The following is a 23,722-nucleotide window of genomic DNA, read 5'->3' as shown; positions in this document are numbered from 1 at the left end:
TCACCATTGTCGGCCTAATCCGCGGTCTTTCATGCAGCAGGGGCTCTCAATGTTTTTATGTCCTGCTCATATCGTCTGTGACTTGTATGCGAGATTCGGATGGCTCCTGCGACTGCGGGAGCCATTCTTTATAGGCGAGTCGTTAAACCGCAGCTTCAGCTCCTGGAACTCGACGTCACGACCGGTGAGGGAGAGCGTCGCGTACTCGCTTGCCCTGCCCTGCTTGGCGAGCACGAAGGTCGAGTCCGCGCTGCCGGTGGTGCACGTGGTGCCCGACACGGTGTTGAAAACGTCGTCGTCGCCCGTCTTGCGCGTGTGGTGCACCGCGAGGATCGCCAGCCCATACTCGTCTGCGAAGCCCTTGAGCGCGCGCACCTTCTGCAGGGTGTCGACGATCACGAGACCGGTGTCCTCGTGCCCCTCCGCGAAATCGTCCAGCTGATCCACGAGCCCGTCGGCGATGCTTCGCGAGTTGAGCGCGAAGCAGAGGCGCTCGCTCGCCGTGTCGGAGAGGCCCCACATGCGGCCCTGGATGCGCGCGAGCGTGTCCTCGAGCGCCAGATAGAGCACGCCGCACCGGCGCGTGGCATAGCCCCAGAAGGGCCTGCCAGCGCTCACGGCGAGCGCTAGGTCGAGCACGAGCCAGCTCTTACCGATCTTCGGGGCTCCGGTGAGCAGGTGCAGGCCCGCCGGCATCAGGTCCTCCACCACCCACACGGGCTCGCGGCGGGGCTGCTGGATGAGCCAGTTGGCATCGACGGTCTGAAGCGGCTCGACCACGTCAGTCGCCCCGCTCCATGCTCGCCATGGCGTCGTCGGCCATCGTAGCCTCGGGGATCGCCTCCGGGCTTCCCAGCCCCTCCAGCGTGCGCGCCAGCACGCCCATGGCCTCCCGCAGCTCGAGCGGCACCTCGCGGGCGTCGTCGAGCCGCCTGAGCTCTTCTAGGACCTCGCGCGATGTATCCTCCAGGGCCTCAGCACCCGCGAGGAGGGCACCACCACGACGTCGCGGCAGAGGAGCCGCCGCATGATGTAGTCCTGCTTGGAAAGCCCGCCCAGCGCCACCAGCGCGTCGAGCTCGCGCGCCTCCTCGTCCGACGCGCGGAACGCCACCGTGCGGCTGCGTCAGCGCCCGCACCTGTCGTTGCTCCTCATGCTCATCTCTTTCCTCCCGCCTTCTCGAGGTCCGCCGCCATGCTGGTCTGCACGCTCGGGAACATGTGCGCGTACGTCAGCGTCACCTCGCTGCTCTCATGCCCCAGCCTGTCGGCGATCGCCACGGCAGAGTAGCCCATGTCGATGAGCAGCGACACGTGGGAATGCCGCAGGTCGTGGATGCGGATGCGCTTCACGCCGGCGGCGCGCGAGCCACGGTCCATCTTGTGGTGCAGGTAGCCCTTCGTGAACGCGAAGACGCGCTCACTTGCGCCCTTCGGGAAGAGCTGCAGGTGGTCGCGCACCTCGTCTGCCAGAAACCTGGGCATCAGGATCCTGCGCTCGGACTTCTTCGTCTTAGGCGATGTGACAACGTCTCTGCACTGCAGGCGCTGGTAGCTCTTGGTGATGCTCACCATGGGGCGCGCGGGGTCGAGGTCGAAATTCGCGGGCGTGAGCGCCAGCAGCTCGCCCACACGCACGCCGGTCCAGTACAGGACCTCGAACGCCAGGAACGAGTCGGGCTTGTCCATAACCTCGCGCGAGAACTCCAGGTACTCGTCCTTGGTCCAGTAGAGCATCTCGCCGGCGCGCTTGGAGCCGATGCGCTCGACCTTGTGCATGGGGTTGGAGCGCAGACCGTAGAGCCTGGCTGCGTGGTTCATGATGGCGCTCATCTGGTTGGTGATGGAGTGCAGGTAGGTGGGGGAATAGGGCCTGCCCTCCCCGTCGGTCATGGCCAGCAGCTCGTTCTGGCACTTCACGATGTCAGCGGGCGTGATGGCGTTGACGGCCTTGTCCTCGAAGTACGGTATGGTCTTGGTACGCACCATGTGTTCCTTGCTAAGCCACGTGTTGAGCTTCAGGCGTGGCTTCACGTCCTCGGTGTAGACGTCGAAGAAGTCGCCGAAGCGCATGTCGATGGCGCCGGCGCTGCGGGCGGCGAAGTCGCGCTCCCACGCGAGCGTCGAGGCGCGCGACTTGAAGCTGCGCTTGGTCTTCTTGCGGCGCGCGCCCTGCCAGTCGCGGTGCCAGCACTGCACAGTCCACGTGCCGCGCTCGGGGTCCTTAGTCACGGCCATTGCGCTCCGCCCTCTCGGTGTTCGGCAGCGTGAACAGGCGCTGCTCTAGGTACGATTCGCTCACCTTGCCCGGGATGGTGATGTTGCCGGCAGCGGCCATCTCCTCGTTGAGCCGGCTGATGAGCTTGTAGGCGTAGGACCTCGACACTTTCAGCCTTCGCATGAGTCCGTGGCGCCCAGCATCCTCTCTTCCATGTGTCCTCCTTCCGTCGCTTGCGCAACCTTACGTATCCATAATCATCTGCTGCGCACTGTAGCATCACGATTACGTAAGGTCAACGTAAATCCACTATGTCCTTACGAAAATGTGATGTATCATGGCTCCAGAGGGCTTACAGGGACTTAAGTAGCGAGAAGGGGCTTGCATGAGGCCGAGCGAGAAGGACCGCAAAGAGGTCGGCGCGAAGATCCGGGAGGTCAGGGAGCGCAGGGGCATGACCCAGCGCGAGCTGGCCGAGAAGGCGGGGCTCACTGAGTCCGCCATGCGCAGCTATGAGCTGGGCTACCGCATGCCCAGCGAGACGCAGGTGAAGCTCATGGCCAAAGCGCTGGGCGTGAAGCCCGAGGCGTTTGCGGACTGCAAGACGAGGACGCACCCCGAGGTGATCCACCTGCTGTTCCAGCTGGAGGACGCGCATGGGCTAGAGCCCGTAAAGGGCGAGGCCGCGATTCGCGCGACAAGGCCGGGGTCGGCCATCGAGCTCGCCCTCATCGACTGGGGCGAGAAGCGCGCCGAACTCGAAGCCGGGAAGATCACCCAGGAGGAGTACGAGGACTGGAAGGACTCGTACTCGCCGGGGAAGAAGGTTCTGTAGATTGGACGATTGAATGCCTGCTGAATTCAATGCGGAAAGGGCTCAGTTCTACCCGTCAAACGACCTTGCATATGCTTGGTTTAAAGATCGAGTCATTGAGGTCCTAACAACTTGGCAAGATGCGGACATCAAAGATATAAACGATTGCATAGAAGTTCACGAATGCAAACGAACCATCGAGGTTCATGAACATATCTTCTCCGAGAGCCAGATTGACGTTTTACATAGTAGGGCACGTACTCTTTTTGGACTTGCCTGCAAGCATGCATCGCTTCTCTTAAAAACTGCTTCAATAACGGACTTGTATGGCATGCTTGAGATTCAGTACTGCGAACAAATCTGGGATTTCTTGGTCGCTTCTGATCTCTATAAGCAGATCGATTGCGATGACTTCTTGAGGCTATTGCTCGGCAATCCCCATACATTTGGAGATATCGTTAAGCACAAGCCCTTGGTAGATGCGTTTGATTCCGAAATCACTAGTGCGTTTATCGACAACGCCAATATTGCCGCTGAACTAATAATCAGGTTGCTTGGTTCGGATAACCATTTTGACGGGTATATCGTGCTTCCAAAATCGCTGAAGAACCCTGCAATAGATGAAATGATGCTCTCTTATTTGGAGAGCCCCAACGCAAACCTTAACTATGTACGCGTCCTAGAGACCTGGCCGCGTGAAGCTCTCAATGCATACAAGCCTTCTGCCGATGTTTTGGTTGGCGCAAAGAAGTCCGCATCGAGATTGACTGCCGAGTTATTCCAAAGTGACGCAATCACATCAATGAGATACGGCGTCGGCGTTCTTATTTCGCCGGATCAGAAGCCATGCAAGGGAATCGCTGTAAAAGGCAGCACTTATACCCTCTCATTCAGCGCTGAATGGCTTTCTGCATATACAGATCCTGGAACTATTTTGAACAACTTCATCTATGTGTTTGATTTCGTAGATTCACACGGCTTGCTGATGGCGCCTTCTAACAAGCACGAACGCAATGCCCTCGTAGAAACTCTTGGCGTACATGTTCGCGAAGAGTATCCAAAGAGTATGAGCTTCAATATGCGCAACACTCAAGCCTTGTCAATCGTCCTAGCATACAGAAGGTTTCTTCTGGAAGCTGGAACTAGATTAGAAGAAGCAGTGGAGTGGTTTTTCAATGACTACATTGAAGATGAGTTTGGCATTTCAGGCTTCTCGATTAGCTTGCCGACCGAAGAAACTAGCATGTTTGATAAGTGCAAATCAATCGGACCCGAAATTGAGAGAGTCGTTAAAGCGTTTCAGCTGTTCGTCGATCGCGGTGAAATTGACAGCGACTCTTTTCGTCACATGCAAATAAAGCACTTTGAATCTCTGCCGTCTCTTCTTGGGAAGAAATACCTCGTAGAAGGGAAGAGCTTGTTCCGATACGGGAATGCGTTGTTCTCGGACCAGTCTATGCTTGCGCATTGCCCCGACCATCGTAGCTTTCGATCATTTATAGATGCAATCACTACAAACGATTTGACGATTGCCGACTTTTACGAAGGGTGCTCAGCCTCACTTGAAGAATTGGTCAACGAAGGGTTTATCTGCATCTCCGTTGATGGCTTCATCGAAGCAACCCCCAAGACGAAACTGCTTTACCGGGTTTGGCAACGTGGCGCTTTCCCGATGTGTCTTCTGCCTGAAGAACTCAAGGCAACTGTCGATGGATTAATTTCGGAGAGGATGCTGGAATACTCAGAACACCTGTTGACTCCAAATGAGGCAGACTACATGAATTTCATGTTTAACGATGCCAAGTTCAGCAACTCAATGGCTCTTCGCAACAGATATGATCACGCCGACGGAGCCGTCAGTGATCCTAATTCGCAGGGGATTGAGCATGATTACTGCTATTTGCTCACTTTGCTCATTTGCCTTGTTCTTAAAATCAATGAGGAACTCTCTGTGTTCACCGGAAAAGGTGGAGTTGAGGATTTCGTCGATTGGCCTTGGATCGACGAGAAGATGCTTAATGATATCCTCACCCGCATGCCACAAGGACAAGAGTGAATGACGCTATCCAGTGAGTATCAAATGGGTACCACTTTGCGGAACATCCTCACGCACTGCATGCAACGTGATGGAATCAGAGCAACACCATAAACCTTATGGACGCCTCTCCTCATTGAGTGGGAATAGAACAAACGTTCGATTCTGTGTTATAATATCCTGCAATGGGCGCGGCCTCTTCCGAAGCCGCGCCCATTGCTATATTTGGTCGGATATCGACGGAAACTCAAGCTCAGGGAGGTTTGTTGCGATGGCGTACGATTTCAAGAAGGAGTTCAGGGAGCTCTACAGGCCGTCGGGCAAGCCGGGCGTCGTAACCGTTCCGCCTATGAGCTACGTTGCCGTGCGGGGCAAGGGCGATCCCAATGCCGAAGGCGGCGAGTACCAGAACGCGTTGCCGCTGCTCTACGGCGTCGCATATACCATCAAGATGTCGAAGAAGGGCCCGCGGGAAATCGAGGGCTATTTCGACTTCGTCGTGCCGCCTCTCGAGGGCTTCTGGTGGCAAGACCGCGCCGATGGCGAGATTGATTATGCGCGGAAGGATGACTTCAACTTCATCTCGTGCATCCGTCTGCCCGATTTCGTCACTCGCGAGGACTTCGACTGGGCAGTTTCGGAAGCTGCCGCCAAGAAGAAGCTGGACTTCTCGGCGGTCGAGCTGCTGAGGGTCGACGAGGGCCTTTGCGTTCAGTGCATGCATACCGGGCCTTACGACGACGAGCCGGCGACCATAGACGCCATGCGCACATTCGCGGCGGAACGGGGCTATGCCCCCGACTTCTCCGAAGCTCGTCTGCATCACGAGATTTACCTCTCCGACCCGCGCAAGTGCGCGCCGGAGAAGCTCAAGACCGTGATCCGTCATCCCATAAAGTTGATTTAGCGAAACGAGTGACGCCGATCGCTTCGGCTTTTTGGGCGCTCGCCGTGGCGTGGGCGGCAACGGGGCGCGCGCTGCGACCGGTGGCGGAGGCCGAGGCGCGGGAGTGCGCGTTCATTTGCACCGCCTTGCACGACCTCGTCACCCTGCTCATGGCGGTGACTGCGAACTGCGACGTGCTTGAGGCGGAGGCATCCGATCAGGCCGGCCTTGCGTCCTGGGTCGCCAACATCCGTCCAGCGGCGGACGAGATGGCGACTCGCATCGCCGACATGCTCATGCACATGGGCGGCGACAAGCCAGGGCGATCCCCGCAACGGGCATTATTATCCGGGAAGAGTTTGGTTGCGAGCCACGCCGGTGTGAGGGCCTGAGTCGTCAGGCCCCGCACAGGGGGACCGCGATGGTGGCCACCGCGCCGCCCGAGGGGCTGTTGGCGAGCGAGACGGAGCCCCCGTGGGCGCTCGCGGCCTCGGAGGCGGCGTGGAGGCCGAGCCCGTAGTGGCGGCCTCCGTCGCGCGAGGAGCGGGAGGAGTCGTCTGTGAAGAGGCGCTCGCAGCCGCGTTCGAGGGCGGCGGGAGAGAAGCCCGGTCCGTCGTCGGACACCTCGATGACGAGGTGTCCGCCCGCGACGTCGCAGGAGACCGCCACGCGCGAGCGCGCGTGCTCGGCGGCGTTGGCCACGAGGTTCGCGGCGGCTCGCGTCAGGGCGGTTCGGTCGAGCGGGGCCTCGGGCGCGCCCGCGACAGCGGGGCCCGTGGCCGCGTCGAGCGTCACGCCTCGCGACCGGGCGATCTGGGCGGCCTCGGCGAGGACCTGCTCGCAGAGCTCGGCCGGCCGCATGGGGGCCCTCTCCGCCCCGCCGGACCCGCGCGAGGCCTCGATGAGCAGGCGCACGTAGCCGTCGAGCCTTTCGACACTGCCGGCTATGTCGCGCGCGGCGGCCGCGAGGTCGGCGTCTTTCTCGTCTTCCAGCTCCTCCGCCACGAAGTCGGCGTTGGCGCGCAGCACGGTGAGCGGCGTCTTGAGGTCGTGGGCGAGCGACGCCACCTGCTCGCGCTGCCCCCGCTCCGCGGCCCAGCGGGCCTCGAGCGACTCGGCGAGGGAGGTCCGCATGGCGTCCATCGCGGCGAGGACGTCGTTCACCTCGCGTACGTTGGTGCTGCCGACCGCGAAGTCGAGCTCCCCCGCGCCGACGCGCCCCGCCGCCTCCGCGAGCGGCGCCATCTTGCGCGAGATCACGCGGCTCGCGCGGCGCGCCACGAGCGCGAGCGCGAGCGCGCTTCCCGCAGCGGCGCCGACGAGCATGAGGTTCTGCGGGTTGGGAAGCAGGCCGGCGAGGTCGCGCGAGACCCACTGAGGCAGGTACTCGCTGACGAGTGCGCAGGCCCCGCCGCCCTTGAGTGGGAACGCGGCGTAGGTGAGGCCCGAGCCCCCGCCCTCGATCTCCACTGTGCCCGGATCCGCGGCAAGTGCCGCACGGGCCATTTCCGTCGCGCCCTCGAGCCGTGTGCCCTCGAGGTCTGTCATCAGCACGTGTCCGTCCTTGTTCAGGATGAGGTAGCGGTACGCCGTCGGCACGTCCTGCTGCCCGCAGACGCCGTCGCGTGCCAGGCCCACCGCGACCTCGCGCGCATTGGCCGGCCCCCAGCTTGCCTCGTAGACGAAGCCCGCGTTGATCGCCGCGGAGAGCGCCATGAACGAGGCGAGCCACGCCGTGGCGACCGCCGCGAACGCGTAGGCGAAGTAGCGCGCGATGACGAAGGAGAGCGGCATGCCCCCGCGACCTCGCGCCCCGGTCCTCAGAGCTGCCACTTGTACCCCATCCCCCAGACGGTCGCGATCGGATCGGCGCCGGCCTCGGAGAGTTTCCTCCGGGCGCGGCTGACCTGCATGGATATGGCCGCGTCGTCGGCGTCGCTCTCCCAGCCGAGCACTGCCTCGCGGATCTGCGCGCGGCTCATGACCTGTCCGGGGTGGCGGGCGAGGTACTCGCAGATAGCGTACTCGGTGGGCGTGAGCGGCACGGCCTTGCCGCTCACGGCGAGGCCGCGCGCCCCGAGGTCGATCCGCACCTCCCCGAAGGAGAGGGCGTGCGAGCGCGGCCGGCGCTCACGGCGTAGATGGGCCGCGACCTTGGCGCGCAGCTCCGCGGCCCCGAAGGGCTTGCGGACGTAGTCGTCGGCGCCCAGGCCGTAGCCGGCCACGGCGTCCTCCTCGGCCACGCGCGCGGTCAGGAAGATGATGGGCCCGTCGAAGTCCGGGCGGATCTGCCGCACGAGCTCGAAGCCGTCGAGCCCCGGCATCATGACGTCGCAGAGCACGAGGTCGAAGCGCGAGAGGTCCATCCCCGGGACCGCCGTCGGGTCCGTTGCCTTGACGACCTCATGGCCGTCGCGGCCGAGGACGCGCGCGAGCGCGTCGAGGATCGCCCGTTCATCATCCACTGCCAATATCCTCGCCATGTTCGACCTCCTGAAACTTCCGTCGGAATTGTACTAGCGCCGCACTCAGCGGTCCAGAGCCCCGCGCGCAGCCGCGGGCGCGGGCGCCCACATGGCGATCTCAGGGTTGGGCAGCACGCGGTCGGCGATCGAGCGCAGCGCCGACCCGCAGCCGGCGTCGAGCAGGGCATTCCCGCCCAGGACGAGCGCTGCGGAGAGGAGGGCGAGCACGGCGGCGAGCGGCTTCCTACTCATCTGCCCTCCCGTCCTCGAAACGGCAGAACCAGGCCAGAAGGACGGCGGCGGCTGCCAGGGCGAGCACGAGGCCAGCGAGCGCAGTCGTGAGGAGAGGGGCCGCCGCGCGCGCGGCGTCGATGAAGGCCTCTATCCCGAGCGACCCCAGGCGCGCGGGCCAGGCGAGCGGCACCCAGCTCAGGGGCGTCGCCAGGGCACCGGTGAGCTCGCCGGTCATGAGGCCGTGCGCAAGTCCGCCCACTGAGAAGAACGCGAGGAGCATCCCCGCCGCGCCGGCGCAGATGGCGGCGTTGCGGCTGAGGCGCAGGGCCACGCCGAGCCCCAGCGCGTAGAGGGGCAGGCTGCCCAGCACGATGCCCGCCCAGGCGGCCGCAAGCGGAGCGGGCCCGAGCGGCAGGCGCCCGGCGACGGCGAGCACGGCCCCGAACACGCCGAGCGCCACGGCCAGCGCGCCCGCGCCGAGCGCCGCAAGGGCGAGCAGCTTCGCCGCGACGGCGCGCCCGCGCGAGGGGACCGCCGTGAGGTTGGCGAGGTGCCCGGCAGCGCGCTCCTCGTCCACGGCGAGCCCGCAGACGATGGCGGACATGAGCGGCATGAGGGCGCCGAGGAACTGGGCGTAGGCGTCCGCGCCCAGCGCCGGGTCCCATCGGGTTACGGAGAAGTACTCGCCGCAGGCAAGACCGGCTGCCAGGCCGCAGACGAGGTGCACCGCCGTGAGCGGGGAGCGCGCCAGGCGCAGGGCCTCGGAGAGCAGGGCCCGCGGGAGAGTCATGCGCGGCGTCGGGTCGGAGAGTCGTGTCATGGCCATCACCTCTCCTCGGAGCGCGCGAACCAGGCCGCGCCCGCCGCCGTGAGCGCGGCGAACGCGAGTGCGCAGACCGCAAGGCCCGCCAGTGTGAGCATGCCGTCCGCCGTGAGCGCCCCGCCGAGCGCCATGTCCGCCGCGAGTGGCTCGCCGCTCGGCAGCACGGGGATGAAGCTCGTGGGGATGACCATGCTCGCCGACGGCGGAAAGAGCTGCGGCAGCGGCATCAGTGACCAGGCGAACCCACCCACGAGCTGCGCGGCGAGCGGGCAGAAGATGCCCGCGAGCATGCCGAGTCGCGCCGTGAGGAAGAGCCCTGCGGGGATCATCCACGCCGCGGTCACCGTGTTGGCGAGCGCGCAGAGGAGCATCGTGAGCGTGCCCGCGGCCGTGAGGCCCTGCGAGGAGAACGCCGAGCCCGCGAGGTAGATGCCGAAGACCACGAGGTTCGAGAGCGTGCAGAGCGCGAGGCACCAGAGCGCCTTGGCCCACCAGGCGCGCCCGAGCGGGAAGCCCAAGCCTAGAAGCCCCCGCATCCGCGTGCGCGTGTCCGCCCGCGCGACGCACGCCACCACGAGCGAGAGAGACACGGGCAGAAAGAGCGCGTACCAGTAGTTCCACGCGCTGAAGATCTGCACGCCCCGGTAGGGCATCGCGCCGAGCAGCGGCATCGGCAGCGCCATGAGCACGGCCAGGCGAACCGGTGCCGCGTGGCGCGACTTCAGGGCCTCGGCACGCAGGCCCGCGAGCAGGCCGCCTTTCTCGCCCGTCATGCCGCCACCTCCCCGCGCGCTCGACGCCCCTCCCGGCAGACGCTCATGAAGAGTTCCTCGAGGTCCTGCCCGGGCCGAAGCTCATCCTCGTAGGCGAGGCGCCCACCGTAGATGATGCCGATGGTGTCCGCCATCTGCTGCACCTCGGAGAGGATGTGGCTCGAGACGATTACCGTCGTGCCCGCCGCCGCGAAGCCGCGGATCTGGTCGCGCAGCTCCTCGATGCCGATGGGGTCGAGGCCGTTGGTGGGCTCGTCGAGCACGAGCAGGCGTGGCCGGGCGATCAGCGCCAGCGCGAGCCCCAGGCGCTGCCGCATGCCCATCGAGAAGCGCCCGGCGCGCTTCTTCCCGGTGTCCGCGAGGTCCACGGCGGCGAGCACCTCATCTACGCGGCTCTCGGGAAGGCCCAGCAGCGTGGTGCGCACGCGCAGGTTCTCGCGCGCGGTGAGGTTGGGGTAGAGCGGCGCCTCCTCGATGAGGCTGCCGATTGCGTAGAGGTCCTCGCGGCGCCAGGCGTGCCCGGCAAAGAGGATCTCCCCGGCCGTCGGCCGCAGCATCCCGCAGATCATCTTGAGCGTTGTCGACTTGCCGGCGCCGTTGGGGCCGAGCAGCCCGTACACCTCGCCCTCGCGGATATGAAGGCTCACGTCGGCCACGGCATCCTGCGCCTGGTCGCCGCGGCCGAAGCGCTTGGTGAGCCCGCGCGTCTCGAGCATGTAACCCATGGGTTCGTCCTTTCTCTTCCGGGCGCGCGGGCCGAGTCGCCGTGTCCGCGCGCCTTGCCTTTCGGGTTCACCATCCATGGTGGGGCGCGTTTCTAACGAAGCTGTAACGGCCGTTGGGCTCTTTTGGCGCCAGCCCTTCTCGACCCGTACGCCACTCATGGTATGTTTATCGCGATAACAAGGACGGAGGTGCCCGTGGCACGCAATAAGTACCCGGAGGAGACGGTCGAGAAGATTCTCGACGTTGCCGAGCGGCTCCTCGTGGAGCGCGGCTACGAGCACACCACGATGATCTGAAGAGCAATACGCTAAATCGAAAAAGGTAATCGAAGCCGCGCCTGTGGACTTATCGAGGGTCGAGATTCCCGCCCCATCCATCGGCACCCAGCAGAAGGTCGTCGACATCCTCGACCGCTTCGACACCCTAACGAAATCGCTCACCGACGGTATCCCTGCCGAGATCGAGGCGCGACGTCAGCAATACGAATATTACAGCGACCGCCTGCTCGACTTCCGAAACTAAGTGAGAATAAGTTATCGGTACGCTTTTTTATAAAATGTAAAAAAGTACCCCTATAACTGATAAAATGGACACTGAAAAAAGGGGGTGCATCTTGCGTATATACCGACGTGAAAAGTATCTGAAGCAAATGCGTGGTTTCTACCACGATGACGGGATGATCAAGGTAATCACCGGTGTTCGCAGGTGTGGTAAATCCTGCCTCATGCAATCAATCGCAGACGAACTTGTGGAATCCGGTGTAGCGAGCGACCACATCATCTATATCGACCTCGACTCACGGGAGAACAGGAAGGTCAAGACGACCGATGAGCTCGAAAATCTGATTGACATGTCGACCCCAGCAGACACTGAGGGGACGAAGTACCTCTTCATCGATGAGATTCAGAACGTAGAGGAATTCGAGCTGCTCATCAACGGCTACCGGACAGATGGCGGTTGGTCCATCTTCATTACCGGTTCGAATTCATATCTGCTTTCTGGGCAGCTTGTTACAAAGCTGACGGGTCGCTATATCGAGTTCGAGGTGTTCCCACTCGACTTTGCGGAATATATCGATATGAAGCGTTTTCTCGGCAAGCCTGTCAATGACGTTCTCGTGGGAGAGTTTACCGAGTACCTGACCCTTGGAGGATTTCCCAAAGCGTTGGAGTATGAGGGCGAGGATGAAAAGCGCACCTATATCAAGAGTGTTATTCATGAGATCTTTGAAAAGGACGTCAAACATTCGAACAAGATTAAGAATGTCTCGGTTTTCGATGCCGTCCAGACGTATCTCATCAACAACTTTGGTGCGCCGACGAACCTGAAGAACCTCCTTGCGTACTTCAATGATGTCGAGAAGATTCCCATCAAGCGCGAAACGCTCAATCGGTATATCCAGATTCTTGTTGACGCGAAGATCCTTTATCGCTGCTCGAGGTTCGATCTCAAGTCTCGGCGATCGCTTATCCGCGAAGAGAAGTACTACCTGGCTGATCCCGGCTTCTATTTCGCCATGAACACGGATGCGAGGATTAACTACGGGCCGGCGTTGGAGAACGTGCTCTACCTCTATCTTGCATCGCGCGGGTACGAGCTTTCTGTGGGCCGTATTGGGAAGCTCGAGTGTGACTTCATCGCTCGTAGGCGCAATGCTTACGCCTACATCCAGGTCTCTATGTCGATTGCCGACAGAGGCGTCGAGGAGCGCGAGTACAGGCCGTTCGGCCACATCAGGGATGGGTATCCGCGCTACTTGTTCACGCTTGACCCTCTATTGCAGGAGAGGGATGGCGTCAGGCACCTTAACATGGCGTCGTTTATGCAAGATGGCGGTGATCTTATTTGAGCGGCGGCCAGATTCTTTTGCTCCCTAGTGCGCAAACAGTGCGGGCATCAAATGAGGACCATTGCCTCACGCAGAATCGATAGATTGAGGACTTGTTTTGATGTTGACAAGCTTTTGGCCAGTGACTCCTATTGCCGAGTGGGAATAGCGGAAATAACAGCCTCCGGACCTTTTGGTTCGGAGGCTTTCTTTTTCGTTCTGTTCGGAAGGAGCTCCTTGCCAGAGTCCCATGGATAGCGAACGGCTTTATCGAGCGTGTGCGTTTTCGTAGGCGCCTTTGATTTCTTCCGGCAAATTGTCGGGAATCAGCGTCTCCAGCCTATCCTCGCTGCCATCTTGAATCGCTTGCTCGTAGTACCAGCATTTGAACTTCAACATGTCCAGGGCACGGTTCATCTTCGCGATCTCCGACTCCATGTGGGCCTTCCGCTCCTCGAACATGGCCTTGCGCTGGGGGTATGTTGATGGACCCTCTGCACACCATTCCATGAACAGACGGATGTCCTTGATCTCCATTCCCGCCTTCTTCAGGCATTCGATGACCCGAAGCGCCTCGAGTTCCGTATCGCCGAATCGGCGAATGCCGGACATCCGCTCCAGCCCCGGGAACAATCCCTGCTTGTCGTAATACCGCAGCGTTGAGGCGGGCAGACCGAACATCTCCGCCACCTGTCCGATTGTGTACATGGCCCCTCCGAATAAATCTCGAATTCATTCCTTGACCTAAAGTCAGGTTTAGGTATTACCTTCATTCTCGTCAATACAAATCGGTAGCGCAAGGGGTGGTCTGTAATGGGCAAAACGGTTTTCGCCGGTGGCGTGAACGGTGTGGGCGGAATCGCCGGGCACCCCGCCCTTGAGCAGGCGCGACGAATGGGCATGGGGATCTAGGCGGGCAGCTTGACCGCGCGGAAGCAGTTTTGCACTCAAAACCATCGACAGGAGGAATCAAACATGGCAATTAAGCAGACGGCGGGCAGGGATACCCTGGGGGACTTTGCCCCCAAATTTGCACAGCTCAATGACGATGTGCTGTTCGGCGAGGTGTGGAGCCGAGAAGACGGGCTTTCCCTTCGAGATCGCAGCGTTGTGACGGTGGTTGCCTTGATGGCACAGGGGCTGACGGACTCTTCGTTCCAATATCATCTGATGTCCGCAAAGAACAACGGGGTGACCAGGACTGAGATAGCGGAAATCCTTACGCATGCGGCGTTTTATGCGGGATGGCCCAAGGCGTGGGCGGCCTTTCGCATGGCGAAGGAGGTCTGGGCGGATAGTGATGCCGTCGACGCACGAATCAAGCATCAAAACGAGATGGCCTTTCCCATCGGTGCCCCCAACGACGCATTTGCGAAGTACTTTATCGGGCAAAGCTACCTCGCGCCCCTTTCCACCAAGCAGGTCGGCGTCTACAACGTGACGTTCGAACCCGGCTGCCGCAACAACTGGCACATCCATCACGCCAAAAGCAGTGGCGGACAGATCCTCGTCTGCGTGGCTGGTCGAGGGCTTTACCAGGAATGGGGCAAACCGGCACAAGAGCTGTGCCCTGGCGATGTAGTAAATATTCCCGCGGGCGTAAAGCACTGGCACGGTGCGGCGCCCGACAGCTGGTTCTCCCATCTCGCAGTGGAGGTTCCGGGCGAGGAGGCCTCCAACGAGTGGTTGGAGCCCGTGGACGACGAGCAATACCTTAAAGCGACTGACAAGGAGGCTTAGGCATGGAGCAGTTGAAACTGACGCAGGAATGGGACAAGGTGTTCCCCAAAAACGACAAGGTTGAGCACAGCAAGGCGACCTTCCACAACCGCTACGGCATCACGCTGGCTGCCGACGTGTACGTGCCTAAGAACGCGGAAGGCAAGCTGCCCGCCATCGCCGTCAGCGGCCCGTTTGGCGCGGTGAAGGAGCAGTCCTCCGGTCTGTACGCGCAGAAAATGGCGGAGCTGGGCTTTTTCGCAATTGCCTTTGACCCGTCCTATACCGGCGAGAGCGGCGGTACGCCCCGCTATGTGGCATCCCCGGACATCAACACCGAGGACTTCTGCGCAGCGGTGGATTTCCTCTCCGTGCAGGAAAGCGTTGACCCGGAGCGTATCGGCATTATCGGTATCTGCGGTTGGGGCGGCATGGCAGTCAATGCGGCGGCCATCGACACCCGTATCAAAGCTACCGCGGCTATGACCATGTACGATATGACCCGCGTGACCGCAAACGGCTATTTTGACGCCGAGGATTCCGAGCAGGCGCGCTTTGAAAAGCGGAAAGCGTTGAACGTGCAGCGCACCGAGGACTATAAAAACGACGGCTATGCGCTGGCGGGCGGCGTGGTCGATCCGCTACCGGAGGACGCGCCGCAGTTTGTAGCGGACTATTACGCCTACTACAAAACTCCGCGAGGCTACCATCCCCGCAGCCTGAACTCCAACGGTGGTTGGAATGTGACGTCCTCGCTGTCGTTCCTGAATATGCCGATTTTGCAATACAGCAGCGAAATTCGCTCTGCGGTACTGCTGGTGCATGGCGAGAAAGCACACTCCCGCTATTTCAGCGAAACCGCGTACAGCAAGCTGACGGGGGACAACAAGGAATTGCTCATTATCCCCGGTGCCAGCCACACCGACCTTTACGATCAGATGGACGTCATTCCGTTTGGAAAGCTGAAAGCGTTCTTTGAGGAGTATTTGAAATAAGACGCACCTTGCTTTTTACTTATTAACGGTCATGCATTTAGCGAGGACGGTTTGCGGCAAGACGCCTCGCCGCGCTACTAGTCGTCGGCCCGCGCCGCCGAGAACAAGGCACCCAAGTCTGCCTGGATCGCCTCTGCCTTGCTTCCAAGCTGCAGCGGAGCCGAATCGCCCGAGATGTTCACGCTCAGCAGGTGCGCATCCGGCAGCTTTGCGGTCATGCTCCAGAACGGGAGCGTAATGATGCCGGGGGTCATCTCGCCCACGCCGAGCTCCAGCAACAGCACGCGGCTACTACCGCGCTCGCGCACGAAGCGCTCATATCGTTCGAGACTCTCGCGCCATACCGTGCCCAGCAAAAACGTGTCGTCTCGCACCCACGGCATAAGCTGCCAGCCGCAGTGCGGGCATCGGGGGACATCATCGCTGCGGATCTCGAAGCCCGCACTGCCCACGTGGTTGTAATGATTGGCGTGAAGGCGGCCGTTGGAAAGAAACTCATTTCCGTGGGGAAGAAACTTCTCGGTGAGTAAAGCTCATCGGAGCGGGGATAGAGCTTTGTCTGCGGGGTACGAAATGCTGGCTAGCGGTTGCGACGCCTTGTTGCAGAAATGCCAACTGCCGCAACTACACCACCGGCAACACTCAGGGCGGCTGCCATCGCACCGTTGTCGCCCGTCGCGGGTAAGGTGGTCCCGGCTGGTTTAACCGCCGCTACTGCCTTAGTGGAAACGGGATTTGCCGCGGGCTTGTCTGCCTTGGGCTGCGGTGTGGGCTCGGGCTTGGTTTCCGGTTCGGGTTTGACCTCTGGGCTCGGTTTAACACTTGGATCGGGTTTGGAACCGCTCGTATCGGTTGCAATCAAGTGCACGTCGCTGTCGAAGACGTAGCGGATGTAGTAATCGTGCCGCGTTTCGTGCATAATCCCCTGCCCGCTGTCGAAGTCACGGTCAACGTGTGTGCCAAGGTAGGTTGAGCTGTTGAGGTCCAGCCTGTAAGGGATTTGGTCGTCGGCGTAACTGCCTGTAAAGACCACGGTTGCTCTAACGTGATTGTCAATCATGGTCAGGGCAATAGAGACGCTGGCCTCTTTGGGGTTCTCGGTTTTTATAAGGCTTTCGGTATCGGTGTCGATCTTGAAGAGATGGACGGTGTCGTTAAGCCCGTAGATGAAGTCCTCGGGTTTGTCGAGGAAATCGTATACAAACGCCTCATTCTGGACCAACATGAAGGCAGGAGGGAGCTCCAGGTCATAGTTATGGTCGACAACGGCGGTAGCTGTGAAGCTGCCTTCCGCGTTGGCTTCGTTGCAGGTAATGGGTGCTGCGACATCGGTTTCGGGTATTTCTGTCGCCAGTGCTGCGCAGGGTAGCAAAAGCAGTCCTGCCACAAGAATGCTTACTCCGAAGGCGGCGATTCTGGCGTCTGCATGACGCTTGACGTCGCGGATAGACAGGCCAGTCCGTTTGTTATGGGTCTGCGGTGCAACATGCTGTCCATACATAAGACGCTCCTTGTTCGTAGGCTGGTTTCCGCGGATCTATATTGCGCCTGGCCGATGCGGCTAGGCTCTTTCACGCGAACGCTTATGCGAGCAGGGAGAAAGCTCAAGCTAATTTTCCCACAGTCGATACTTTGCGAGCAACGATTTGCTGTTCAATTCTCGGAGAGAGAATCAAGACGGTCGAGGAGTTATCAGGCAATGAGATTGCGTCTAGAGAACACGAACGAGAGATGTCTTCTGCGGACGACTGAATAGCTCCGTCTGTTCTGGTTACAACGAAATGTGTGCCGTGCGCCTGCGGCATGAAGGAGGGAGATTCTCATGAATATCGTTGTATTGAGTGGTAGCCCGCGCAAGGGCGCCAATACCGACACCATGGTCGAGGTGTTTGCCGAGACCGCGCGCGAGGCCGGCCATACAGTCGAGGCCATCCGCGTTGCCGGCAAGAAGATCGCTGGTTGCCTGGGATGCCAGTACTGCTTTGCCCATGAGGGCACCTGTGTGCAGAAGGATGACATGGCCAAGGTGATCGAGTCGCTGAAAGACGCAGATATGGTCGTCTTTGCCTCGCCTATCTACTGGTTTGATATCACTGCGCAGGAGAAGGCCGCCATCGACCGCCTGTACGCCTTCGGTGCTACGGGCTTCCCGTTCACCAAGACGGCCCTTCTGCTCGATAGCCACAGCGAGGGCGTCTATGATGCGGCGATCGCTATGTACAAGTCAACCTGCGCGTACTGCAAGTGGGAGGACCAAGGCATTATCACCATCAGCGGTATGACCGAGCGCGATAGCATGGCATCGTCACCCAAGTTGGAAGAGGTGCGAGAGCTCGCTCGCAAGCTCGCCTAAGGGCAAGAAGAACGCATGGCAATCGGTGTTGGTGGAAAATGCTTGCTATCCTTACCAAGAGGAATGCTGATTGCCATGCGTTGATGCTTCCGCGGACAATTCCGGCGTGCTAAAACGCCTTCTCGTTCAAGAATTCCCTGAACGCGGGGATGTCGAAGCCAACGAGACCACGCCCGCGCTCTCCGATGACGCCGTCCTCGAGGAGGCGGCGCTTGTATTGGCTTGCATAGTTGCTGGCGACGCCCATACGCTTGGCAATTTCTGAGACCCTGCTGGGGCCAGAATCGGGCAGCATCGCGAGTAAAAACTCAATGTCTTTATCGGAAAGCTCCCGATAGGTCGTTTCGAGAATGCGATCGCGCAGTTCCATGCGGGCAAGCAGAGAACCCTGTTGGACATCAGATGCGCTGATTTTGGGCGAGCTCTCCGAAACATCCCAAGTGCGATATCCGACGAGCTGCATCATGTAGGGGAATCCGTCGACGGCCTTCACAGCATCCTCGAGCGCTTCTGGTGTGATTGAGCGGCCTCCGGCCTCAACGGTTTTGCGGAATGCGTTTGCAATTTCAACGTCAGTGATTCGTCCTAATTGATGATATTGGGAACGTCTGAGGAACGAGACGGAATCGTTGCGTAGCAGTGCCGATACTTTGTAGGGTAGTCCTGCCATGAGTAGGGAGACTTTTTTACCTTCGCGCACAAAGTGCTGGTAAACAGAGGCAAATTGAAGCATTTCTTCGAGATCGACTGTGACTTCATCGATGGTGACGAGAAGTCCGATGTCATGTTTTTCGAGTTGCTTAAAGATGCCATTCATGCGTGTGCGCCAGTTGCCCTGGGCCTCTTGAGCATATGTCCAATCGATGCCCACTGGACCAATTTGAACGCCGTTTATGCGCGCGTGAGGCTGTGAGAGGTAGCTATCTGCGGCTTCTTTGGTTCGCTCGATAATATCTTCGAGCATGCCTGGCATGGCGGAGACATTTGCTGCGATCCAGCCGTGTTCAAGCGCCGTTTCTGAAAGGAGCGAGAGAAGCGCCGTCTTGCCCGTTCCCCTTGCGCCCGTAAAAATAGTCGACAGGTTGGGATCTCCCGGGCCGTTGATAAAGCCACGGTTGATGTCACGCAGGATATGCTCGCGACCCGCTAGAAAGGGAGGGACGCTTCCAAATGTTGGGGTAAAGGGATTCTTGCTGTACTCCATGGTAGCTCCTTTACAAGTTTTGCTAATTTTTGCAACTTTTGCTAATTTTTGCAAGTTTTGCTAACGGTTTAACATGTCTTGTGCCGCGGGATTGCAGGAGTGAAAAACGGGGATTCCTATTATTCCGACTACGTTGCAGCGAGTGGGACCCGGAGCGCGATGTTGCTGCGCTCCGGGCCCCACCGTTTTGAGAGTTTATGGCGGTTCTGCCGTCGTCCTAGTCAAACAGGCTCGGCATGTCGTTTTCCTTCATGAGGGCACCGGCAGAGGGGAGGCTCTGCGCGGTGAACTTCTCGGCCGAGACGCCGGCGCCAAGAATCTCCTCGGTCGTGCCGACGGTGGTGACCGAGCGGCCCTTCTTGGCCGTAAAGGCTTGGACGCCCTGCGTGTTGGTTGTCGTCTTGGTCTTGAGTAGCGACGTGTTGAAGTTCATCAGGCGGTAGTCGCTCGAGACCAGCGCGATGTCGCGATCTTCCTTGAGTACCTGAGCATACAGCAGTTTGCTGCCGCCGTAGATGGCGTTCTTGAGGCGTTTGCGGTTGGTCTTGGTGACGTATCCAGAAAGCGCGACGCGCACCACGCGGCCGTTCTCAAAGACGAACAACACGTCGGCCTTGTAGTCCTCGGGGTCGATGACCCAGATGACACTCTCGTCGGGTTCCATCTCAAGATCGGTCGGCAGGTACGAGCCCAGCTGGGCCGACTTGGTGTCCTCAAACGCCGCAACCTTGCACTTGTACACCTGGCTCTTGTTGGTAAAGACCAGCAGCTCGTGGGTGTTGGAGGACGGAAACTCGATAAAGGGTTTGTCGCCGTCCTTGTACTTGAGTGTGGTCGCCTTCTTGAGCACGCGGTCCGTCATCTTCTTAAGGTAGCCATCGCGCGAGAGCATGATGGTGACCGGGTACTCCTCGACCTCGGGCTCCAAGCTTACCTCAATAACCTCGTGGGGCTCAATCCTGCCCGTGCGGCGCGGCATCACGTACTTCTTGTTGACCGCGGCCAGCTCGTCGCTGATGACCTTCTTGATGTTCTCCTCGCTGGAGAGGATCTCCTCAAGCTCGGCAATCTCGCCCTCAAGCTTGGCAATGTCCTTGGTGCGGTTGAGGATGTACTCCTCGTTGATGTTGCGGAGCTTAAGCTCGGCAACAAACTCGGCCTGGGTCTCGTCGATGTCGAAGCCACGCATAAGGTTGGGCACGACCTCGGCCTCGAGCTTGGTGCCACGGATGATGGCGATCGCCTTGTCGATGTCGAGCAAGATCGCCTCGAGGCCGTGCAGCAGGTGCAGGCGCTCGGACTTTTTGCCCAGGTCAAAGTTAATGCGGCGACGCGTGGACTCAATACGCCACTTGACCCACTCGTGCAGGATCTGGCGCACGCCCATGACACGGGGATAGCCGTCGACGAGCACGTTGAAGTTGCACGAGAACGAATCCTGCAGCGTGGTCGAGCGATAGAGCTTGGCCATGAGCTTGTCGGGGTCGACGCCGCGCTTAAGGTCGATGGCGATGCGCAAACCCGAGAGGTCGGTTTCGTCGCGGATGTCTGCGATCTCCTTGACCTTGCCCTCCTTGGAGAGCTTGACGATGCGCTCGATGATGACATCGGTCTTAGTGGTGTAGGGAATCTCGTAGACCTCGATGATGCGCTCTTCGGGAATCCAGCGCCAGCGGGAGCGGATCTGGAAGCTGCCAAGGCCGGTCTCGATAATCTTTTCCATCTCCTCGCGGCGGTAGATAATCTCGCCGCCGGTCGAGAAGTCGGGCATGGGCATGTACTCGAGCAGATCGCAGTCGGGATCCTGCAGGTAGTGCATGGTGGCGGTGCAGACCTCGTTGAGGTTGAAACCGCAGATGTCGGACGCCATGGCGACGCCGATGCCCTTGTTGGCCGAGACGAGGATATTGGGGAACGTGGTGGGCAGCAGGCGCGGCTCCTTCATGGCGCCGTCGTAGCTGTCGACGAAGTCGACCGGGTCCTTGTCGATGTCCTTGAAGATCTCGGCGCTGATGGGGGAGAGCTTGGCCTCGGTGTAACGCGAGGCGGCGTAGCTCAGGTCGCCCGAATAGTACTTGCCAAAGTTGCCCTTCGACTCCACGAAGGGCGCAAGCAGCGCTTCGTTGCCCGTCGCTAGGCGCACCATCGTCTCGTAGATCGCGGCATCACCGTGCGGATTGAGCTTCATGGTCTGGCCCACGATGTTGGCGCTCTTCTGGCGCTCGCCCTTGAGTAGGCCCATCTTGTACATGGTGTAGAGCAGCTTGCGGTGCGAGGGCTTAAAGCCGTCGATCTCGGGGAATGCACGCGAGACGTTGACGCTCATGGCGTAGGGCATGTAGTTGACCTCGAGCGTCTGCGTGATCGGCTGATCGGTGACCTCAGAGTGCAGGCCGATGACGTTCTCGGCGTTAACCTGCTTTTTCTTTGGCTGGTTCTTCGTCTTCTTCTTTGCCACGATATCCTCTTGAACTTCTTATAGGCCGTCGTTATCGATTTGCTGCTACTGCAGGTCCAGCTGGTCCAGGTATTCTTTGCCGTGCTCGGAGATATGGCGCTTGCGGCCTGCCTCGTCGTTGCCCAGCAACAGGTTGAACATGGTCTCCATCTTAGTGACGTCCTCGGGCTCCACCTTGATCAGGCGACGCGTCTCGGGGTTCATGGTGGTGAGCCACATCATGTCCGGATCGTTCTCACCAAGACCCTTGGAGCGGTTGATGGAACACTTCTGGTCGCCGATCTCCTTAAGGATGCCGTTCTTCTCGAGCTCGGTGTAGGCAAAGTAGGTCTTTTCTTTGCAGTTGATTTCGTAGAGCGGCGACTCGGCGATATACACGTAACCCTCGTCGATAAGTGTGGGCACCAGGCGGTAGAGCATGGTGAGCACGAGCGTGCGGATGTGGTAACCGTCGACGTCGGCATCCGTACAGATGATGACCTTGTTCCAGTTGAGGTTGTCCAGGTCGAAGGCGCCGAGGTTCTTGATGCGCTTGTCTTTGATCTCCACGCCGCAGCCCAGCACGCGCATGAGGTCCATGATGATGTCGGACTTAAAGATGCGCGGGTAGTCCTCCTTTAGGCAGTTGAGGATCTTGCCGCGGACGGGCATAACGCCCTGGAACTCGGCATCGCGCGAGGTGCGAATGGCGCCTGCTGCCGAGTCGCCCTCTACGATGTAGATCTCGCGGCGGCTCTTGTCCTTGGAGCGGCAGTCGATGAACTTCTGCACGCGGTTGGCCATGTCGGTCTTCTGCTGCAGGTTGGTCTTGATGCTCTGGCGCGTCTTCTCGGCGTTCTCGCGCGAGCGCTTGTTGATGAGCACCTGCTCCATGATCTTATTGGCGGCGTCCTTGTTCTCGATCAAGTAGGTCGAGAGGCGCTCCTTAAAGAAGGCCGTCATGGCCTGCTGGATAAAGCGGTTATTGATGGCCTTCTTGGTCTGGTTTTCGTAGGACGTCTGGGTGGAGAAGCAGTTGGTCACCAGCACCAGACAGTCCTGGACGTCCTGCCACTTAATGCCGCTTTCGTTTTTGTTGTATTTGCCCTGTTGCTTAATGTAGGCATCGATGGCGCTGGTCAGAGCGCTACGGGCCGCCTTCTCGGGCGAGCCGCCGTTCTCGAGCCACGATGAGTTGTGGTAGTACTCCTGCATCATGAAGGTGCGCGAGAAGCACATGCACGCGGTAATCTTCACGTTGTAGTCGGGCAGGTCCTCGCGATCGCGACCGCGACGGTCGGCCTCGATAAAGAAGGGCTCGGTGAGGTAGTCGGTACCGACCTTCTCGAGCACGTAGTCCTCGATGCCCTTGGGATAGCAAAAATCCTCTTCGGAAAACTCGCCATCGTCGCCCTCGATACGCAGGCGGAAGGTCACGTTGGCGTTGACCACGGCCTGGCGGCGCATTGTCTCGCGATACCAATCGTGGGGGATGCTGATGGAGGTAAAGACCTCAAGATCGGGACGCCACTTGATGGTGGTGCCGGTGCGATCCTCGTCGCTGGGCTCAATCTCGAGTGCCTTCTTTTTGGCACCGACGACCTTGCCCTTCTTAAAGTGCAGGGAGTACTTGTTGCCGTCGCGCCAAACCGTGACGTCCATGTATTCGGAGGCGTACTGGGTTGCGCATGAGCCCAGGCCGTTGGTGCCGAGCGAGAAGTCGTAGTCGCCGCCCTGGTTATTGTTGTATTTGCCGCCGGCGTAGAGCTCGCAAAAGACGAGTTCCCAGTTAAAGCGCTTCTCGGAGGGGTTCCAGTCGAGCGGACAGCCGCGGCCGTTGTCCTCTACCTGAATGGAACCATCGCGAAAGGCGGTAAGGGTGATGAGCTTGCCGTAGCCCTGGCGCGCCTCGTCAACGGCGTTGGACAGAATCTCGAAGGCGGCATGCGCGCAGCCATCGAGTCCGTCCGAGCCAAAGATGACGGCGGGACGCAGGCGTACGCGCTCCTCGTCCTTGAGCTGGCGGATACTGTCGTTACCATAGTTTGCGGTGTTTTTTGCCATACTCGCTCTCTCGGTACTCCTTTGCTGCGTTTAAGTCATATAGATAGTCAAGGTAGCATAGCCCAGCCCATAGGCGATTCCAACCAACACGAAATCCATCGAACAATCGTTCGGAGTTCGATGGAGATTCGTTTACTTGGACAAAACCG

Annotated in this window: 26 protein-coding genes; 10 read left to right on the top strand and 16 right to left on the bottom strand. The window is 59.9% G+C overall.

The features are described from left to right. Window positions 1–66: 66 nt before the first annotated feature. From ABHU32_RS06915 to ABHU32_RS06905, 4 genes are all read right to left on the bottom strand, one after another. Window positions 67–780: an AAA family ATPase gene (locus ABHU32_RS06915; RefSeq protein ID WP_346979486.1), complete on the bottom strand. Its 714-nt coding sequence runs from the start codon at window positions 778–780 to the stop codon at window positions 67–69. Between the two features lie 162 nt (window positions 781–942). Then, entirely contained in the window at window positions 943–1,113 is a 171-nt protein-coding gene (locus ABHU32_RS10095) for a hypothetical protein (RefSeq protein WP_368136846.1), read from the bottom strand. 44 nt (window positions 1,114–1,157) lie between these two features. Beyond that, window positions 1,158–2,237, bottom strand: coding sequence for a site-specific integrase (locus tag ABHU32_RS06910; RefSeq protein WP_346979485.1), 1,080 nt, complete (start codon window positions 2,235–2,237; stop codon window positions 1,158–1,160). Next, window positions 2,224–2,385, bottom strand: a complete 162-nt coding sequence (locus tag ABHU32_RS06905; RefSeq protein WP_346979484.1) for a LysR family transcriptional regulator — start codon at window positions 2,383–2,385, stop codon at window positions 2,224–2,226. The genes ABHU32_RS06910 and ABHU32_RS06905 overlap by 14 nt, the downstream gene beginning before the upstream one ends. A 217-nt stretch (window positions 2,386–2,602) precedes the next feature. On the opposite strand from ABHU32_RS06905, the gene ABHU32_RS06900 reads away from it, so the two are divergent. From ABHU32_RS06900 to ABHU32_RS06885, 4 genes are all read left to right on the top strand, one after another. Beyond that, window positions 2,603–3,052: a helix-turn-helix domain-containing protein gene (locus ABHU32_RS06900; protein ID WP_260699458.1), complete on the top strand. Its 450-nt coding sequence runs from the start codon at window positions 2,603–2,605 to the stop codon at window positions 3,050–3,052. Window positions 3,053–3,065: 13 nt separating this feature from the next. Then, complete coding sequence (locus ABHU32_RS06895) at window positions 3,066–5,087, top strand: hypothetical protein (RefSeq protein WP_346979483.1); 2,022 nt, start codon at window positions 3,066–3,068, stop codon at window positions 5,085–5,087. A gap of 250 nt (window positions 5,088–5,337) precedes the next feature. Then, the gene (locus ABHU32_RS06890; RefSeq protein ID WP_260698972.1) at window positions 5,338–5,973 is read left to right on the top strand and encodes a GyrI-like domain-containing protein; all 636 of its coding nucleotides are present in this window, start codon (window positions 5,338–5,340) and stop codon (window positions 5,971–5,973) included. A gap of 8 nt (window positions 5,974–5,981) precedes the next feature. Further along, window positions 5,982–6,344: a hypothetical protein gene (locus tag ABHU32_RS06885; RefSeq protein ID WP_346979482.1), complete on the top strand. Its 363-nt coding sequence runs from the start codon at window positions 5,982–5,984 to the stop codon at window positions 6,342–6,344. A gap of 4 nt (window positions 6,345–6,348) precedes the next feature. On the opposite strand, the gene ABHU32_RS06880 is transcribed toward ABHU32_RS06885, so the two are convergent. Genes ABHU32_RS06880 through ABHU32_RS06855 form a run of 6 tightly spaced genes read right to left on the bottom strand, consistent with a single transcriptional unit; the run spans window position 6,349 to window position 10,972 of the window. Next, complete coding sequence (locus ABHU32_RS06880) at window positions 6,349–7,746, bottom strand: sensor histidine kinase (RefSeq protein ID WP_346979481.1); 1,398 nt, start codon at window positions 7,744–7,746, stop codon at window positions 6,349–6,351. A gap of 26 nt (window positions 7,747–7,772) precedes the next feature. Beyond that, the gene (locus ABHU32_RS06875; protein WP_346979480.1) at window positions 7,773–8,435 is read right to left on the bottom strand and encodes a response regulator transcription factor; all 663 of its coding nucleotides are present in this window, start codon (window positions 8,433–8,435) and stop codon (window positions 7,773–7,775) included. A gap of 45 nt (window positions 8,436–8,480) precedes the next feature. After that, window positions 8,481–8,669, bottom strand: coding sequence for a hypothetical protein (locus ABHU32_RS06870; RefSeq protein ID WP_346979479.1), 189 nt, complete (start codon window positions 8,667–8,669; stop codon window positions 8,481–8,483). Then, window positions 8,662–9,471, bottom strand: coding sequence for an ABC-2 family transporter permease (locus ABHU32_RS06865; RefSeq protein WP_346979478.1), 810 nt, complete (start codon window positions 9,469–9,471; stop codon window positions 8,662–8,664). Before ABHU32_RS06865 ends, ABHU32_RS06870 begins: the two co-directional genes overlap by 8 nt. 5 nt (window positions 9,472–9,476) lie before the next feature. Then, window positions 9,477–10,247, bottom strand: coding sequence for an ABC-2 family transporter permease (locus ABHU32_RS06860; RefSeq protein ID WP_035136942.1), 771 nt, complete (start codon window positions 10,245–10,247; stop codon window positions 9,477–9,479). Next, window positions 10,244–10,972, bottom strand: coding sequence for a lantibiotic protection ABC transporter ATP-binding protein (locus ABHU32_RS06855; RefSeq protein ID WP_346979477.1), 729 nt, complete (start codon window positions 10,970–10,972; stop codon window positions 10,244–10,246). The genes ABHU32_RS06860 and ABHU32_RS06855 overlap by 4 nt, the downstream gene beginning before the upstream one ends. A 195-nt stretch (window positions 10,973–11,167) precedes the next feature. Between ABHU32_RS06855 and ABHU32_RS06850 the strand changes: the two genes are divergently transcribed. The 3 genes from ABHU32_RS06850 to ABHU32_RS06840 all read left to right on the top strand — a co-directional run bounded on the left by ABHU32_RS06850 (window position 11,168) and on the right by ABHU32_RS06840 (window position 12,822). Next, on the top strand, window positions 11,168–11,269 hold the full coding sequence (locus tag ABHU32_RS06850) for a TetR/AcrR family transcriptional regulator (protein WP_218565035.1): 102 nt from the start codon (window positions 11,168–11,170) through the stop codon (window positions 11,267–11,269). A gap of 43 nt (window positions 11,270–11,312) precedes the next feature. Continuing rightward, window positions 11,313–11,495 (top strand): restriction endonuclease subunit S, encoded by a 183-nt coding sequence (locus ABHU32_RS06845; protein ID WP_346979476.1) that lies wholly within the window; start codon window positions 11,313–11,315, stop codon window positions 11,493–11,495. A gap of 154 nt (window positions 11,496–11,649) precedes the next feature. Continuing rightward, window positions 11,650–12,822 (top strand): ATP-binding protein, encoded by a 1,173-nt coding sequence (locus ABHU32_RS06840; protein WP_346979475.1) that lies wholly within the window; start codon window positions 11,650–11,652, stop codon window positions 12,820–12,822. Between the two features lie 246 nt (window positions 12,823–13,068). Here the strand turns inward: ABHU32_RS06840 and ABHU32_RS06835 are convergent, their stop codons facing one another. Continuing rightward, on the bottom strand, window positions 13,069–13,509 hold the full coding sequence (locus ABHU32_RS06835; RefSeq protein WP_346979474.1) for a MerR family transcriptional regulator: 441 nt from the start codon (window positions 13,507–13,509) through the stop codon (window positions 13,069–13,071). A 267-nt stretch (window positions 13,510–13,776) separates the two neighbouring features. On the opposite strand from ABHU32_RS06835, the gene ABHU32_RS06830 reads away from it, so the two are divergent. Continuing rightward, window positions 13,777–14,541, top strand: coding sequence for a carboxymuconolactone decarboxylase family protein (locus ABHU32_RS06830; protein WP_346979473.1), 765 nt, complete (start codon window positions 13,777–13,779; stop codon window positions 14,539–14,541). A 2-nt stretch (window positions 14,542–14,543) separates the two neighbouring features. Then, window positions 14,544–15,515, top strand: coding sequence for an alpha/beta hydrolase (locus ABHU32_RS06825; protein ID WP_346979472.1), 972 nt, complete (start codon window positions 14,544–14,546; stop codon window positions 15,513–15,515). Window positions 15,516–15,592: 77 nt separating this feature from the next. Here ABHU32_RS06825 and ABHU32_RS06820 read toward each other — a convergent pair whose 3' ends face one another. Continuing rightward, on the bottom strand, window positions 15,593–15,898 hold the full coding sequence (locus ABHU32_RS06820) for a hypothetical protein (protein WP_260698987.1): 306 nt from the start codon (window positions 15,896–15,898) through the stop codon (window positions 15,593–15,595). A gap of 197 nt (window positions 15,899–16,095) precedes the next feature. Next, a complete protein-coding gene (locus tag ABHU32_RS06815) occupies window positions 16,096–17,016 on the bottom strand; it encodes an LPXTG cell wall anchor domain-containing protein (RefSeq protein ID WP_346979471.1) in 921 nt (306 codons plus the stop codon). Between the two features lie 321 nt (window positions 17,017–17,337). Between ABHU32_RS06815 and ABHU32_RS06810 the strand changes: the two genes are divergently transcribed. Beyond that, on the top strand, window positions 17,338–17,868 hold the full coding sequence (locus ABHU32_RS06810) for a flavodoxin family protein (protein ID WP_346979470.1): 531 nt from the start codon (window positions 17,338–17,340) through the stop codon (window positions 17,866–17,868). Window positions 17,869–17,977: 109 nt separating this feature from the next. On the opposite strand, the gene ABHU32_RS06805 is transcribed toward ABHU32_RS06810, so the two are convergent. The 3 genes from ABHU32_RS06805 to ABHU32_RS06795 all read right to left on the bottom strand — a co-directional run bounded on the left by ABHU32_RS06805 (window position 17,978) and on the right by ABHU32_RS06795 (window position 23,573). Next, a complete protein-coding gene (locus ABHU32_RS06805; protein WP_346979469.1) occupies window positions 17,978–19,072 on the bottom strand; it encodes a P-loop NTPase family protein in 1,095 nt (364 codons plus the stop codon). 217 nt (window positions 19,073–19,289) lie between these two features. Next, window positions 19,290–21,530, bottom strand: coding sequence for a DNA gyrase subunit A (locus tag ABHU32_RS06800; protein WP_346979468.1), 2,241 nt, complete (start codon window positions 21,528–21,530; stop codon window positions 19,290–19,292). 45 nt (window positions 21,531–21,575) lie between these two features. Beyond that, on the bottom strand, window positions 21,576–23,573 hold the full coding sequence (locus ABHU32_RS06795; protein ID WP_117820832.1) for a DNA gyrase/topoisomerase IV subunit B: 1,998 nt from the start codon (window positions 23,571–23,573) through the stop codon (window positions 21,576–21,578). Window positions 23,574–23,722: the final 149 nt, after the last annotated feature.

Source organism: Collinsella aerofaciens (assembly GCF_039758965.1).
GTDB classification, from domain to species: domain Bacteria; phylum Actinomycetota; class Coriobacteriia; order Coriobacteriales; family Coriobacteriaceae; genus Collinsella; species Collinsella aerofaciens_BR.
The sequence above is the reverse complement of the archived record's forward strand: the minus strand, read 5'-3'. Positions and strand labels throughout refer to the sequence as shown.

What these genes read in the sequence shown, in the direction of transcription:
- ABHU32_RS06835 (WP_346979474.1), bottom strand. Translation starts at nt 13,509, where the DNA reads ATGTACACAATCGGACAGGTGGCGGAGATGTTCGGTCTGCCCGCCTCA.
- ABHU32_RS06825 (WP_346979472.1), top strand. Translation starts at nt 14,544, where the DNA reads ATGGAGCAGTTGAAACTGACGCAGGAATGGGACAAGGTGTTCCCCAAA.
- ABHU32_RS06830 (WP_346979473.1), top strand. Translation starts at nt 13,777, where the DNA reads ATGGCAATTAAGCAGACGGCGGGCAGGGATACCCTGGGGGACTTTGCC.
- ABHU32_RS06910 (WP_346979485.1), bottom strand. Translation starts at nt 2,237, where the DNA reads ATGGCCGTGACTAAGGACCCCGAGCGCGGCACGTGGACTGTGCAGTGC.
- ABHU32_RS06805 (WP_346979469.1), bottom strand. Translation starts at nt 19,072, where the DNA reads ATGGAGTACAGCAAGAATCCCTTTACCCCAACATTTGGAAGCGTCCCT.
- ABHU32_RS06860 (WP_035136942.1), bottom strand. Translation starts at nt 10,247, where the DNA reads ATGACGGGCGAGAAAGGCGGCCTGCTCGCGGGCCTGCGTGCCGAGGCC.
- ABHU32_RS06820 (WP_260698987.1), bottom strand. Translation starts at nt 15,898, where the DNA reads ATGCCGTGGGTGCGAGACGACACGTTTTTGCTGGGCACGGTATGGCGC.
- ABHU32_RS06795 (WP_117820832.1), bottom strand. Translation starts at nt 23,573, where the DNA reads ATGGCAAAAAACACCGCAAACTATGGTAACGACAGTATCCGCCAGCTC.
- ABHU32_RS06840 (WP_346979475.1), top strand. Translation starts at nt 11,650, where the DNA reads ATGATCAAGGTAATCACCGGTGTTCGCAGGTGTGGTAAATCCTGCCTC.
- ABHU32_RS06855 (WP_346979477.1), bottom strand. Translation starts at nt 10,972, where the DNA reads ATGGGTTACATGCTCGAGACGCGCGGGCTCACCAAGCGCTTCGGCCGC.
- ABHU32_RS06810 (WP_346979470.1), top strand. Translation starts at nt 17,338, where the DNA reads ATGAATATCGTTGTATTGAGTGGTAGCCCGCGCAAGGGCGCCAATACC.
- ABHU32_RS06815 (WP_346979471.1), bottom strand. Translation starts at nt 17,016, where the DNA reads ATGTATGGACAGCATGTTGCACCGCAGACCCATAACAAACGGACTGGC.
- ABHU32_RS06900 (WP_260699458.1), top strand. Translation starts at nt 2,603, where the DNA reads ATGAGGCCGAGCGAGAAGGACCGCAAAGAGGTCGGCGCGAAGATCCGG.
- ABHU32_RS06890 (WP_260698972.1), top strand. Translation starts at nt 5,338, where the DNA reads ATGGCGTACGATTTCAAGAAGGAGTTCAGGGAGCTCTACAGGCCGTCG.
- ABHU32_RS06895 (WP_346979483.1), top strand. Translation starts at nt 3,066, where the DNA reads ATGCCTGCTGAATTCAATGCGGAAAGGGCTCAGTTCTACCCGTCAAAC.
- ABHU32_RS06875 (WP_346979480.1), bottom strand. Translation starts at nt 8,435, where the DNA reads ATGGCGAGGATATTGGCAGTGGATGATGAACGGGCGATCCTCGACGCG.
- ABHU32_RS06865 (WP_346979478.1), bottom strand. Translation starts at nt 9,471, where the DNA reads ATGACACGACTCTCCGACCCGACGCCGCGCATGACTCTCCCGCGGGCC.
- ABHU32_RS06870 (WP_346979479.1), bottom strand. Translation starts at nt 8,669, where the DNA reads ATGAGTAGGAAGCCGCTCGCCGCCGTGCTCGCCCTCCTCTCCGCAGCG.
- ABHU32_RS06880 (WP_346979481.1), bottom strand. Translation starts at nt 7,746, where the DNA reads ATGCCGCTCTCCTTCGTCATCGCGCGCTACTTCGCCTACGCGTTCGCG.